The organism is Clostridium chromiireducens, from assembly GCF_003575225.1.
Classification (GTDB): domain Bacteria; phylum Bacillota; class Clostridia; order Clostridiales; family Clostridiaceae; genus Clostridium; species Clostridium chromiireducens.
Map to the genome: position 1 here is coordinate 56,638 of NZ_QXDJ01000001.1, position 14,203 is coordinate 70,840.

Annotated in this window: 15 protein-coding genes; 6 read left to right on the forward strand and 9 right to left on the reverse strand. The window is 30.7% G+C overall.

The annotated features are described in order from the left end of the window. Nucleotides 1–114: 114 nt before the first annotated feature. From D2A34_RS00210 to D2A34_RS00220, 3 genes are all read right to left on the reverse strand, one after another. Entirely contained in the window at nt 115–750 is a 636-nt protein-coding gene (locus D2A34_RS00210; protein ID WP_079438443.1) for a class II aldolase/adducin family protein, read from the reverse strand. 26 nt (nt 751–776) lie between these two features. Further along, a complete protein-coding gene (locus D2A34_RS00215) occupies nt 777–2,327 on the reverse strand; it encodes an acyl CoA:acetate/3-ketoacid CoA transferase (protein ID WP_147357731.1) in 1,551 nt (516 codons plus the stop codon). A gap of 538 nt (nt 2,328–2,865) precedes the next feature. Continuing rightward, the gene (locus D2A34_RS00220) at nt 2,866–3,729 is read right to left on the reverse strand and encodes a pentapeptide repeat-containing protein (RefSeq protein WP_119365374.1); all 864 of its coding nucleotides are present in this window, start codon (nt 3,727–3,729) and stop codon (nt 2,866–2,868) included. A 335-nt stretch (nt 3,730–4,064) separates the two neighbouring features. Here D2A34_RS00220 and D2A34_RS00225 point away from each other — a divergent pair, with 335 nt between their 5' ends. Further along, entirely contained in the window at nt 4,065–5,108 is a 1,044-nt protein-coding gene (locus D2A34_RS00225) for an agmatine deiminase family protein (RefSeq protein ID WP_119365375.1), read from the forward strand. 22 nt (nt 5,109–5,130) lie between these two features. Continuing rightward, a complete protein-coding gene (gene aguB, locus D2A34_RS00230; protein ID WP_119365376.1) occupies nt 5,131–6,009 on the forward strand; it encodes an N-carbamoylputrescine amidase in 879 nt (292 codons plus the stop codon). A gap of 168 nt (nt 6,010–6,177) precedes the next feature. Here aguB and D2A34_RS00235 read toward each other — a convergent pair whose 3' ends face one another. Continuing rightward, the gene (locus tag D2A34_RS00235; protein WP_119365377.1) at nt 6,178–6,618 is read right to left on the reverse strand and encodes a MarR family winged helix-turn-helix transcriptional regulator; all 441 of its coding nucleotides are present in this window, start codon (nt 6,616–6,618) and stop codon (nt 6,178–6,180) included. 259 nt (nt 6,619–6,877) lie between these two features. Here D2A34_RS00235 and D2A34_RS00240 point away from each other — a divergent pair, with 259 nt between their 5' ends. The 3 genes from D2A34_RS00240 to D2A34_RS00250 all read left to right on the forward strand — a co-directional run bounded on the left by D2A34_RS00240 (nt 6,878) and on the right by D2A34_RS00250 (nt 9,776). Further along, complete coding sequence (locus D2A34_RS00240) at nt 6,878–7,333, forward strand: DUF2798 domain-containing protein (protein WP_079438396.1); 456 nt, start codon at nt 6,878–6,880, stop codon at nt 7,331–7,333. A gap of 221 nt (nt 7,334–7,554) precedes the next feature. After that, the gene (locus D2A34_RS00245) at nt 7,555–8,388 is read left to right on the forward strand and encodes a methyl-accepting chemotaxis protein (RefSeq protein ID WP_079438444.1); all 834 of its coding nucleotides are present in this window, start codon (nt 7,555–7,557) and stop codon (nt 8,386–8,388) included. Nucleotides 8,389–8,738: 350 nt separating this feature from the next. Beyond that, nucleotides 8,739–9,776, forward strand: a complete 1,038-nt coding sequence (locus D2A34_RS00250; protein ID WP_119365378.1) for a galactose ABC transporter substrate-binding protein — start codon at nt 8,739–8,741, stop codon at nt 9,774–9,776. A gap of 96 nt (nt 9,777–9,872) precedes the next feature. Here D2A34_RS00250 and D2A34_RS00255 read toward each other — a convergent pair whose 3' ends face one another. Beyond that, the gene (locus D2A34_RS00255) at nt 9,873–10,934 is read right to left on the reverse strand and encodes an N-acetylmuramoyl-L-alanine amidase family protein (RefSeq protein WP_119365379.1); all 1,062 of its coding nucleotides are present in this window, start codon (nt 10,932–10,934) and stop codon (nt 9,873–9,875) included. 544 nt (nt 10,935–11,478) lie between these two features. Between D2A34_RS00255 and D2A34_RS26510 the strand changes: the two genes are divergently transcribed. After that, on the forward strand, nt 11,479–11,655 hold the full coding sequence (locus tag D2A34_RS26510; protein ID WP_169896758.1) for a hypothetical protein: 177 nt from the start codon (nt 11,479–11,481) through the stop codon (nt 11,653–11,655). Nucleotides 11,656–11,808: 153 nt separating this feature from the next. Here the strand turns inward: D2A34_RS26510 and D2A34_RS00260 are convergent, their stop codons facing one another. From D2A34_RS00260 to D2A34_RS00270, 4 genes are all read right to left on the reverse strand, one after another. Next, nucleotides 11,809–12,234 carry a MerR family transcriptional regulator gene (locus tag D2A34_RS00260; RefSeq protein ID WP_079438399.1) on the reverse strand — a complete coding sequence of 142 codons (426 nt, stop codon included), beginning with the start codon at nt 12,232–12,234 and terminating at the stop codon, nt 11,809–11,811. Nucleotides 12,235–12,365: 131 nt separating this feature from the next. Next, complete coding sequence (mgrA, locus tag D2A34_RS00265; protein WP_079438400.1) at nt 12,366–13,361, reverse strand: L-glyceraldehyde 3-phosphate reductase; 996 nt, start codon at nt 13,359–13,361, stop codon at nt 12,366–12,368. A gap of 262 nt (nt 13,362–13,623) precedes the next feature. Continuing rightward, the gene (locus tag D2A34_RS26515; protein WP_160359069.1) at nt 13,624–13,764 is read right to left on the reverse strand and encodes a hypothetical protein; all 141 of its coding nucleotides are present in this window, start codon (nt 13,762–13,764) and stop codon (nt 13,624–13,626) included. 127 nt (nt 13,765–13,891) lie between these two features. After that, nucleotides 13,892–14,113 carry a YdbC family protein gene (locus D2A34_RS00270; RefSeq protein WP_079438401.1) on the reverse strand — a complete coding sequence of 74 codons (222 nt, stop codon included), beginning with the start codon at nt 14,111–14,113 and terminating at the stop codon, nt 13,892–13,894. Nucleotides 14,114–14,203: the final 90 nt, after the last annotated feature.

Sequence of the window (14,203 nt, forward strand, 5' to 3'; positions counted from 1 at the left end):
TAATGGATAGATATCAATAAACTTAACAAAAAATTAGCTGAAGGTGTAGTAAAACAACTTTAGCATGTAGTTACTCACCTTCCTATATTAGAGTTATTGATTTAAAATAACAATCTAGTGATTGGCAAGATATGATACTAGTTCCTCTCTTGTGTATCTTTTAGGCTCCTTGAACTTATTTAGGACTAGCGCTTTGTAATAAGTTTCAGCTACCTTTTCAACATGTCTTGCTTTAGATAACACATCTTCTATATCTCTACTTACTATAATAACTCCATTGCTTTCTAGTAAACAAGCATCACTTGTTTTTAATTTTTCTGTTAAATCCTTTGCAGCTTCAGAAGTTTTTGCATTATCATAATTAGCTACATAAATATATCCTCCATAATTTGCTGAATCATAAGTTACTGGTGGAATTACTTTATTTATCACTGCAAATGATGTTGTATAACTTGGGTGCACATGCATAATAGCTCTTAGATCTTTTCTCTCTTTATATATTTCAATATGCATTTGCAAATCACTGCTTGGTTCAATTCCATCCATCACCTTAATTTTGTTTCCATCTAGATCTAAAATGCAAAGTTGTTCTTCTGCTAAATTCTCTATCTTTATCTTTGAAGGCGTTATAATTACATATCCTGAACTTTCATCTCTAATACTGAAACTTCCTGCATTTTCTGAACATAGGTTATACCTCTCTGAATCCTTTACCATCTTAAGAAGTTTTATTTTTAAATTTTCTAACATATTTCTTCCCCCTTCAAATATTTCTATCAATCTTTTAGCCCCATTGTTTCATCAATAAATATTCTCTTATCCATAAGCTTAAGATCTTTATCTATTATTGGATTAAAGTCCATTAAATCTAATACATCTTTTTCAATATTGATTCCTGGTGCTATCTCAATTAGATGTAACCCATCATCTTTTAATTCAAAAACAGCTCTTTCAGTTATATACATAACAGATTGTTTAACTTTCATAGCATACTCACCACTAAAAGTAATTTGCTCAACAGACTCTATAAATTTCTTGCTTACGCCTTCTTTTATAATTCTTAATTCTCCATTCTCTACTTTTACTTCTAGTCCTTTAGCTGTTAAAGTTCCGCAAAATACCACTTTTTTAGAATTTTGTGTTATATTAATAAATCCTCCACATCCCGCAACCCTTGTCCCAAACTTACTTACATTTATATTTCCATGCTTGTCCGCTTGAGCAAGTCCTAAGAACGCTATATCTAAACCGCCTCCATCATAAAAATCAAATTGTGTTGGTTGGTCAAATATACATTCTGGATTTATTGACGATCCAAATTTCTTTCCTCCTTGTGGTATTCCCCCTATTGGTCCTGGTTCTACTGTTAAAGTAATAAAATCTCCTATCCCTTCTTCATTTGCTACATTTGACACCGCCTCCGGAACCCCTATTCCTATATTAACAATACTTCCTTCAACAAGTTCCATAGCCGCTCTTCTTCCAATTATCTTTCTTGCATCTAATTTCAATGGTGCAAAATCATCTACAGTTATTCTAATATCTCCAGATAATGATGGATCATAATCATATCCTAATACTTGAGCTTGATCCTCTTTGTCTTTTGCTTCAACTATATAATCAACATAAATTCTCGGTATCTTAATAGATCTTGAATCTAAAGTGCCTGCTTTAACAACTTTCTCAACTTGTACTATAACAATTCCGCCGCAATTTCTTACTGCTTGTGCTATACATGTTGCTTCTGATAAAGTAGCTTCGTGCTCCATTGAGATATTTCCTTTCTCATCAGCATATGTCCCTCTTATAAAAGCCACATCTATGCTTGGACATTTATATAATAAATTTTCTTTACCTAATATATCTACTACCTCAACTATATCTTCTTTGGTAATTGCATTGACTTTTCCACCTTCTACTCTAGGATCTACAAAAGTATTTAATCCTACTTTACTAATAGTCGCTACCTTTTTACTTGCTATATCTCTGAATATATTACACATGATTCCTTGTGGTAAATTATATGCGCATATTTTATTATTCCTAATTAATTCTCCTAGCTTTGGTGCTAAGTTAAAATGTCCTCCTATAACTTTTTGCACTAAACCTTCATGAGCCAAATGGCTTAAACCTTTACTATCCCCATCTCCTGACGCCGCTGCAAACATTAACGTTAGATTTTGTGGGCTTCTTTCCTCTAAAAATCTTTTTTCTAAACTCTTCATAAGTGCCTCAGGAACTCCTAATGATGCAAAACCTGATGTAGCTAATACATCATTATCTTTTAATAAACTTGCAGCTTCTGTAGAACTGATTATTTTCACCATGAATACCAACTCCAAACTCTTTATGAAATATAGTTATTTTTTTATCAATCTCAACCAATATCATTTTAATTCTTTGTTTAATTTTTGTCAATAAGTTTTCTGACAATTCTGAATATTTTTATTTATTTTACCAAGATAATGATAATCATAAATTTATTATCCTATTACTCATGTAAAACTACTGCATTTTAATATACTTTTTTTAATATTCCTAATCATTTTCAAATTTCATCATTAAAGTATATTATATTTTATGAAATATGATTCCTATTTGTTATTCCTAATTGTTACTTTTTTAACTAATATCTTAATATCATTCGTTAGATAAATTTCACATCAATTCTCACTCTACAATGATTCGAATCTCTCTTTCAACAACTTCTATAAAAAACAAAAAATAAACCGTCACCAAATAACTAAATAATCATTTTGTGACAGTTCATTTTAGGCACATGAAAGAAAATAACAAGGCCAACTGATGTTCATCAATATCCTACAAATTAAATTTTGAATTGTAAACAGTAAATATAGTTAATTATTATTTATCCCAATACATTGGATGTATTAATGATGAAGGTAATTTGGTACTAGCGTCTCCCTTAACTGTATTAATCTGAGCTTGAGTAACAAATATGCACCCTGCTAAATTAGCCCCTCTTAAATTAGCATCTCGTAAATCTGCTCCAATAAGATCTGCCCCGCTTAAATCAGTTCCACTTAGGTTTGCTGCTATGAGAAATGCACCTCTTAAATCCGCTCCTCTAAGATTAGTTTTTCTAAGATCTACACCAAACAAATTTAATCTTCCTGCTATTGTTTTTTTACGTTTTAAAGTATTCTTTTGACCACTAATCATCTTAGAACGTACCATTTCACTAATCTCCTGAAGCATTGAATTTACAACATTTCTATGTGCTTCTATATCTATATTCATTAGCGAAGCAGCATCAAGAAAAGTAAGCTTTTCGGTCTCACTTATCAATTTACGAATTTCTTCATGAATTAAACTATTTGTTTGTACAGAAAAAGCTTCTGTTAAATACCATAACATCTCATGAAGCTGTCGCATGACTAAAAATACTTCACACATTTGCTTTTCTACTTCACTATTTTGATTCCAGTCACGTCCTCGGTATGTAACTTGCGCAACCTTTTGCCCTGCACCGAAACAATCATAAGCTGTACATCCTTTAAGTCCCTTTTGACTAAGTTTCTTATGTATAGAACAACGAAAATTTTTTTGCAAATTTATGCATGGCCTCCCTGCCACTTTATCTGTTGGAAATCCCTCAGCAGCAGAGAAATACAAAGCAATACAGCATAACCCAAAACATTTTTCACAATCTATTTTCAAATTTTTATATAATTCATCATCTCGTTCAATTCTATTTTCACATTTCATCTTCATTCACCTCATGTTTTAAAGCCTAAACCACTTCAACTTTTAAATTATACCATATATTCCATATTATAAGTTAGTTCCTTATCAAAACAGGCTTAGTGCACGATTTATCTAGAAATTTGTATAGCATTAAAAATCTTTGTTTATCTTGTATCCTTTTGGGCACACTTAACTTAGTTTACATTTTAAATACATCTTTCGTGAATCCCTTCAATTTGCGCATTTACGCTAATTGAATCTTGACATTGATTTGAGGTAAAGTTTATTGTATCATAGATACTATATTAAAATATAAAAAATAATGTAAAATATTATCATAAAGAAGAGGTATTTGTATGCATCCAACAGATTTTAATTATAAAATGCCTGCTGAATGGACTGCTCATGAGCGTACATTCATATCATGGCCAGTAAAAGATTCTATGTGTCATCCAGATAATCACCAAAGTGTTTGTGCTGGATATCAAGAATTTATCAAAGCAATTGCTGAATTTGAACCAGTTTCAGTAATTGTTAATCCAAATGAGCTAGAAAATGTTAAAGAGCTTTTTAATGAATCTAATATAGAATTGCTTCCAATTGAACATAACGATGCATGGCTTAGAGATAATGGACCAACATTTATTATTGATGATGAAGGTAATAGAGCCGGAGTAAATTGGAGATTTAATGCTTGGGGCGGAAAATATGCTCCATGGGATTTAGATGATAAGGTAGCACCACAAATTTTAGAACATTATAATATTAAGAAATTTGATGCACCTCTAGTTATGGAAGGAGGTTCCCTTCATACAGATGGAGAAGGAACATTACTTACTACAGAGGAATGCCTTTTAAATCCTAATAGAAATCCAGATCTTACCAGAGAACAAATTGAAGCTCACTTAAAACAATACTTAAATATACAAAAAGTAATTTGGCTAAAAAATGGTCTAGATGGTGATGAAACAGACGGTCATGTTGATAATATAGCGTGTTTTGCTGCTCCTGGCAAAATAATTATTCAGACTTGCGATGATCCAAATGATGCTAACCACAAAATCACATTGGAAAATCTTGAAATCCTAAAAAATTCAACAGACGCCAAAGGAAGAAAATTAGAAATCATCCCAATAAATCAACCTCCTAGAGCTGAATATAAAGGCGAAAGATTAACATTGAGCTACTTAAATTTTTATTTTGTAAATAATGGTATTATTTTACCTACTTTTGGCGGTAACGCGGCAGAAGCAGATAAGATGGCCGAAAAAGTATTAAGTCTGACTTTCCCTGATAGAAAAGTTAGAACTGTAGATGGAATGGCTGTTATTAAAGAGGGTGGTAACGTACATTGCACAACTCAACAAATGCCGTACCCAAAAAATCTAAAAGCATTATAAGAAATAAGATGAGGTGATAATCATGAGAAAAGTTAAAGTTGCAGCTACACAAATGAGCTGTTCATGTAATATTGACGAAAATATTTCTAAAGCAGAAAAATTCGTAAGAGACGCAGCTGAAAAAGGTGCTCAAATAATTCTACTTCAAGAATTATTTGAAACTCCATATTTTTGTCAAAAAGAGAAGTCTGATTACTACGTATATGCTACCGAAGTAGCACAAAACAAAGCAATTAACCATTTTAAAGAAATCGCTAAGGAGCTTAAAGTAGTACTTCCAATCAGTTTCTACGAAAAGAAAAACTACGCTAGATATAATGCTATAGCAATAATCGATGCTAATGGTGAAATTCTTGGAACATATAGAAAAAGCCACATTCCTGATGGACCTGGTTATGAAGAAAAGTTCTACTTCAACCCTGGAGATACCGGCTTTAAGGTATGGAATACGCGTTATGGAAAAATTGGCGTAGGTATCTGTTGGGATCAGTGGTATCCAGAAGCTGCTAGATGTATGACTTTAATGGGAGCTGAAATTATCTTCTACCCTACTGCTATTGGTTCTGAACCACAAGATGGGTCAATTGATTCAAAAGATCACTGGCAGGCTTGTATGTTAGGTCATGCTGCTTCTAATTTAATTCCTGTAATTGCATCAAATCGTGTTGGTGTTGAAGAAGATGAAGACTCTAAAATTACATTCTACGGCTCTTCTTTTATAGCTGGACCACAAGGAAATAAAATTGTTGAAGCTAACCGTACAGAAGAAACTGTATTAGTTGCAGAATTTGACTTAGATCAATTAGAAACACAACGTATTGAATGGGGAATCTTTAGAGATCGTCGTCCAGATCTATATAAAATAATAACATCTTATGATGGAGATTTAATCATTAAATAGACAAATAAATAACAATTATTATGAGAGCAAAATAGTTAATTTTACATTTTGCTCTCATTAACTTATGAATAATTAATCTATTCTATATTTGGGCTAAAAAATCATCTATTCTCCTATTAAATTCATCAGGTTTTTCAACGAAAGGTATGTGTCCACAATCAGACAAAGTTATTTTGAATGACTAGATATCCAATCTTTCATCAAGTAATTCTTAAACATTTCTACAGTTTCACTACCTATGTTTTCAGAAATTTCTTCCTCTATCTGCCTTTTTATCTTTAGCATTTCTGTGGAATATTCATCGCCTTTTTTAGTTAAGACTATCAACTTATCACGCTTATTTCCCTCAATAGGAATCATCTTAATATAATTTTGTTCGATTAATTTTTTAGCGCTTTTATGAGCCGCCTGTCTTGTTATATTCATTTTCCTCGCCACCTCAGCAACTGTCATACTTTTTATTTCTAACATTCCAAGCATATGAGATTCTGTGTCAGATACCTCATTTCCATTCTTCTTTAACCAAGCTTTCATAACTTCTTTTCTTAGTTTTCTATGTTTTAAGCTCAATAAATCTATTATATTTAATCCTTTTAGATATTCATCCATTATTGAATCTCCTTTTAGTTTCTCATAATTTATGCTGAATATTAACTACTATAATTAATATACTACACTGTTTTTTATATTACCATAAAATCTATATATCCATTATATTTCTATAAAATAACATATTATAAGTAGTATCAATTGTAAATACCATGTAAAATGTATATTAAAATTGTAAACCAAGTTGACTTTTTACATTTCTAAGTGTTATACTTATTGTAATCTTGGTTGACAATTAAATTATAAAAGGAGATTTAAAATGGGAAAAAATAAAAAAGAAAACTTTATATTTACACTTATTTGTTGTGCTTTAATGGTTTTAGGAATGACTATATACAATGTTATTCTTAGAAATGGATTAAGTAGTTCTTTATTAAAAGATGTTGTATTTGGGTTCTTACCAATTTTCTGTATTGCTTTAATTTTAGACTGGTTTCTTGTTGCGAAAATCGCAAAATCATTTGTAGCTAAACTAATAAATCATGATTCTCTACTTATTAAGAAGATTTTATTTACTTCATTTTTTATGGTATGCGGTATGTGCTTCTCATTATCGCTAATTACCTTAATAATTCATCAAGGAATATCTTCAGATCTTCCAATGAACTTTGCTACTACATTACTTAGAAATTTTATATTCGCTCTACCACTTCAATTAATCATTGTTGGACCTATTGCAAGAACTATCTTCTTTAAGATTTATCCTGTAGTTTGATATTTATTTGAACTTACTTAACCATTTTCCATTATCATTGTTAGTTTTATTTTTTCTTTAAATAACTTACTTAATATTTTAACCAACAAAAGAAATTTTTATAGTTAGAATTTAAGCTTTAGTACTCCCTTGTTTGAATAATGTTATCTATAGAAAATATTGTTGCATCATGTTATATTATTAATAAAGGATTATTATAGGGTATTAGGAGGAATTACATGATGGAAAAAATTTTAGAATCACTAATTAACGTTGCACCAATTATAAGTGAAATGTTTGGAGGAAATGCAGCTGTTGCCATTTGTGACAAAACTGGTTGTATATTTTCTTTGGATGGAAAAAATGTTAAAGCACCTATACATGTTGGACAAGAAGCTGATATAGAATTAGCAAAAAAAACAGGTATTATAGATATGGTTTATAGACAAAAGAAAACTCTAACTACATTGTATAATAAAAAAGATCATGGTGTAGACTCAAAAGCAACTTTAATTCCTGCAATTGCTGATAACGGTGAAGTCGTAGGTTTTGTAAGTTTATCTACAAACATAGAGGATTTTACTAAGATAAAGACTTCTACAGAAGAATTAAAGAGTTCACTTCAAGAAACAAACTTGACGGTATCTGAAATTACAAACAGTGCTGTACAATTATCAGAGAAGCTAAACCACATGGTTGAAAATACTAAAGACACTGAAAAATTAATAGCTGAAAGCAGCGAGGCTGTAACACTAATTGAAAGCATCTCAAAACAATCTAACCTTTTAGGCCTTAATGCCGCAATTGAATCTTCGAGAGCTGGAGAATATGGAAAAGGTTTTTCAGTAGTTGCTGGAGAAATGAGAAAGCTAGCTTTAAATAGCGGTGAATCTTCTAAGAAAATTTCCGCTGCACTTGCTGAGATGAGCAATAGTATTAAGACAATAATTGAAACAATAAATGAACTAGGACAAATAGCCACTAATCAAGCTGCTTCTTTAGAAGAAGTATCTGCAACAGTTGAACAAATAACTTTAAATTCTCAAGTATTAGTTGATAATATGAACATAAATTAACATTATGATAAAAGGGAGAACTACATTTACTGCAGTTCTCCCTATAATTTTAATCATAGTTTCATTTTTAACTTAATTAATTTTAGACATTTTTTGAGAAAATAATATACCTATAACACATAAAATTATTATAAAATAGAATATCGCATCATAACTATGAAGCAAATCCAATAATAGGCCAGAAGCCAACGCGCCACAGAATGTTCGTCTTTAATTATTTTAAATTACGATGATACTCGTCCTTATTCCCAAAGAACTTTTTCCTTAATTCTATGAATATGAATAAATTTTTATAGAAAAAGATAAGCTACTACTAACTCTTATTTAATATAATTTACATGGAGGAGAAAATGAAGATAATAAAAAAATTGTTATATATAATCATGTTTTTTATCTTTTTATTACAGAGTAGCAATCTTAATGCTTATGCAAGCATCAATTCCGAAATTCCTTATAATATAGCTGTATTTATAAATGATTTTAATGATCTATTTATTTCTGATGTTATGAAAAATCTAGAAAACATCCAAAAAGAAAATAAAACTAAAGTTAATTTTACTTTTTTTGACGCAAGAGGAAACCAAGTTATCCAAAATCAAAACATTGACAATGCCCTTAATGATAACTTTGATCTTTTTGTGGTAAATCCCGTAAGTACTAACATAGATGAGCTTAATTCCGTTCTTACAAAAATAACACAAAAAAATATTCCACTAATTATATACTATGCTCAAACTAAATCAATAATTAATTTTATCAGGCCTTATCGTAAAGGTATCATCATTGATACAGATATTGAACAATCTGGAATTCTACAAGGTAAAATTCTCTCTGACATATGGGCTTCTAATAATGATGCTTTAGATAGAAATAAAGATGGTGTAATGCAGTATGTTATGTTAAAAGGTCCAGCTAATAGTCCTGAGACAATTGCTAGATCTAAGTACTCTATTCAGACACTCAATGATGAAAGAATAAGAACTGAGGAGCTTACATCAATCGCTTGTAATTGGGATAAAAATTGTGCTAAGTCTGCTATTGAATCATATTTTTTAAAGAACGGAAATAAAATTGAAGCAATAATTGCAAATAATGATGCTATGGCAATAGGGGCTATTGAAGCACTTCAAAAATATGGTTACAACAAAGGTGATAACTCTAAATATATCCCAGTTGTTGGCGTTGATGCTCTTCCTGAGGCTCAAGAATTAATCAAACGAGGTCTTATGACAGGAACCGTTGTGCAAGATCCTGTTACTCATGCAAATGCGATTTATACTATTGGGATGAATTTAATATCTGGTAACAATCCCCTAAATGATACAAATTACAAATTTGATAATACAGGTACAACTGTTAGATTACCTTACACAGAATATTTTAAATAGCTTCGTCAAAAGCATTAACAACAAGCGATATTCAAAATATAAAAGTATAGCTGACCACAATTTTGTGGTCAGCTATACTTTTATATTTTTCTTTTCTTAATTACTAAGTACTCCATTTTCATTTACGTTATACCCATCAGGCGTTTTGCAATTCACGTACAATTGCCCTTCCTCATTGAATCCATAATATGAATCATTTATATTAACCCATTTGGGTTTATCTTTTTCTCCATTTACTCTCATGCAATTTGAATCTAAGTAATATTTATGGCTATTAGAAGGATCAGTATACCATGTACTCTGAAGTGCATATCCAGCTGAATTAAATATATACCATTGTCCATCAATATATTTCCATCCGTTATTAGCTGTATAATAATATCCTTTATCCGGATCAGTACAATACCACCAGCCTTCACTATTCTGATTCCAACCTAGTTCATACTTGTTTAATGAATGAACTATTCCATTACATAGTCCTTGAACTAATTTATTTTGATAACTATCATCACTTAATAGTCTATCTTCTCCTGGATTAGACATAAAACCCATTTCTACTAATACTACAGGAACCTTCGACCAGTTAAACCCTGTTAGATCACTTCTTTGCACTACACCTCTATTATTCATTCCAGCACTTGAAATTAAATCATTCAATATTGTTTGTCCATACTGAGCACTTATACTACTTATGTCCTTAGCATAACCTATAGGTGCTGGCACTAACATAGAAGCACCGGTCATGCTCTGATTGTCCATCCCATCACAATGTATTCTAATTACTAAATCTGCATTGTTATTATTTCCAACTTCTGCTCTTTCAATATTTCCAGGTGCTTCAGATTCCTGAGTTTTTGTCATTATTACCGTATAATTCTTCTGTTCTAATAAAGTCTTTAACTTCTCTGCAACTTTTAAAGTAACAACATACTCTGGAACACCAGTTACGACCCCCTGAGTTCCTCCGCCATCTTTAATTTTAGTAATACTTGAATCTGGTGACTGAAGTTCATACTCGCGGTTCCCCCCAGTACCATGACCTGGATCAATAACAACTACCTTTTTCCCAGATGCTAATGCTATCTGATTATTGGAAATACCTATCGTAAAAATATTCAAAACAATCAGAGTCATAAAAAATGTTAATAGTCTTTTCATCGTTTTCCTCCACTTCTATAATTCAAAAACATATAGTAAAATTTAATATTATGTGAATTATATATACAACTATTTCATAAGCGTTCAAATAAATTGAACATGAATAATCGTAGAATTAATTAAATATGTTACTTTAATTGCATTTTTTCTGTATATTCTTGATTTTATCACTTTATATCCTCAATTTCTATGAATTTCTTATTATTCTCAAAAAATGAAAACACTGTAGATAGATAACTTCATGTTCTCCATATAAACTAACTTACATGCAAAAACAAAAAATTCTTTAGATAAAGTTAATATAGTTGTTATTCTTATTGGAAAATAATGCTTGTATATTTCTTAACGCTAGAAGCATACTAATCTTGTATCATTTATCTGATGTCTAGCCACTGTAACACTCCCATCTTCTATTAAAGTGTGAGATAACAGTGGCACGACCTAGATAAGTTCAACTAACCTTCAGTGGGAGACTTACCCTCAAGGGGTACCTAGAAAACTCACTCTGAAGCTAAGTTTCATTTTATATTGGGAGGTGTTAAATATGCCAGGAAGAGCAAAACAATTTGTTGATCAAAGCGTATCTTCATGCAAAGATACTATTAGCTCATTACAACAAGCACTTAGCTCTGCAGAAAAACAAGACAATAAAGACAAAATCCAACAAGCAATAAACTCGCTTAATTCTGCATGTCAACAATTAAATGGGTATCAAGACTAATTGTGACTAAGTGTATTGTTCTGTAAGTAATAGAGCACTTTATTCTGATTTCAGAATAAAGTGCTCTATTCATTTTCTATATTCCAAATTCCACAAAAAATAGGATCAAAAGTCTACAAGCAGAAACTTAAAAACTTCCGTGTAATTTGTATCCTATTCATCATCTCTAATATACAAATGTTCTGGATACTTTTTCTTTTTAAGTTCTTTTTCAGTTCCTAGCTCACATGCTAACTTAAAGTAATCAACCTTATAATTAATATGATCCATATATTCATTAAGCTCATCTATTTGTTTCCGAACATTTTCTCTATGTTTTAAAACCATCTCTAACCTTTGATATAGTGTTTTATCACCTTCACCATGCAGAGCGACAAACTTTTTAATCTGTTCAATTGGCATATTTGTACTTTTTAAGCAGTTAATCACTGCAATCCATTCCAAATTAGATTCATCATAATACCTGCGACTATTTTCATCTCTTTGAATATGTGGTAACAAACCTTCAGATTCATAGTATCTTAAAGTAGATGCCGATAATCCCGATATATTTGCTGCCTGTCGTATAGAATATTTCATAATCCCTATCCCCTTTATTAAAAATTCCTAACATTCATTATACGTATAAATAACTAATTTTTAAATAGGAAGTGGATTAACTCAATACATATTGCAGAAAATATTATGTAAATAATTTATTATTTACATAACTATTCAAGACTTATGGAATCAATCATTTTTAATTCCTCTTCTGAAAATTCTACTTTATGGACTATTCCTACGTTTTCAATAATTTGTGACGGTTTTGATGCTCCAATTAATACACTTGTTACATCTCCATCTTTTAGCACCCAGCTAAGTGCCATTTGTGCAAGAGTTTGGCCTCTATTTAGCGCAATGTCATTTAATCTTCGAATTTGCCCTAACTTCTTCTCTGTTAAAACATCTTCTTTCAAAAATCTTCCATCTACTTTTATACGACTATCTTCTGGAATACCATTTAAATATTTATTGGTTAATGTACCTTGTGCCAATGGACTAAAGGCTATGATTCCTTTGCCGTTTTCTCTTGCTGATTTTTTTAATCCATTATTTTCAATAGTTCTATCAAAAATTGAATATCTGTTTTGATTTATTATAAATGGGCATTTTAATTCTTTTAGAATTGCTGATGCCTTTTCCATAGTTTCTCCATCATAATTAGAAATACCAGCATAAAGTGCTTTTCCACTCTTTACAGCAGTGTCTAAAGCCATCATAGTTTCTTCTAATGGAGTATCAGGATCCATTCTATGATGATAGAATATATCAACATATTCTAGTCCCATGCGCTTTAGACTTTGATCTAAGCTTGCTAATAAATATTTGCGGCTTCCCCAGTCTCCATAAGGTCCATCCCACATTGTGTATCCAGCTTTTGTACTTATGAGTAGTTCATCACGATATACTCCTAAATCATCCTTTAAAATACGTCCAAAATTTTCTTCTGCACTTCCTGGAACTGGTCCATAGTTATTTGCTAAATCAAAATGTGTTATTCCATTATCAAATGCAGTAAAACATAATTCTTTCATATTATCGTAACCAGCATTGCTCCCGAAATTATGCCAAAGTCCAAATGATACCCTTGGAAGTTTCAGGCCACTTTCTCCACACTTACTGTACTTCATTTCTTCATATCTAGTCTTTGATGCTTGATACTTCATTATTTCAACTCCTTTGCTTTTATAAATTAACTTTAACACTTAAAGCTAACTTTAAGTCAATAGTATTTTAAACGTTTCCTCTAAAATGAAAAACTAAATTCGTGATTGCAAGAGTAAATTCATCTTACACGAAGTTAGTTTTGCACTATTTTTTTGATACTATGGATATAATTTATTTGAGAGTGGGCTCCTCTAAGTTTACCGGAGGTAATTATAATGAATAAGAATTATGATCATAAACATCTAACAACAACTCAACGCATTATGAAAGAACTCTTGTTATGTCGATATATTCTAAGATATTCTTCTTAGAATCAAGTTCCTTACTATATAATTCCCTCAAAATTTCTGATGCTGTTAATGCATTAAATTTGTTTTTAATTATTACTTCTTCCTTATCCATATATTGTCCTTTCTCTATCTAAAACTCTTAATTTATATATTGTACCATAATTTCTGTCTTTACTCTTGAATATGATCGAAAAAAAGAAATGATATTTTATATAAATATCATTTCTTAAAACAACTACTTACAACTCCAATGTATTTAAAATATCTCTCAGTTGTTTTAGTTCATCACTACTTAAAGTAATCCCCTTCCCCATCTTCTCATGTTCAGGCGCCCAATCTCGTAAATCATATTTAGCTTCTTTACCATTCCAGCTTATTAGATTTAATTCTTTATTCCATCCTTTTGATGATTCTGATATTTTTCCTAATTCCTTTTCTATCTCAAATTTTATATCTGCCATAGTATCTTTTCTCCTCTAACTCTGATTATAATAATTAACTTATATAATCTCCAAAATAAAAATTAGTAAACACAAAATTCTATAATAATT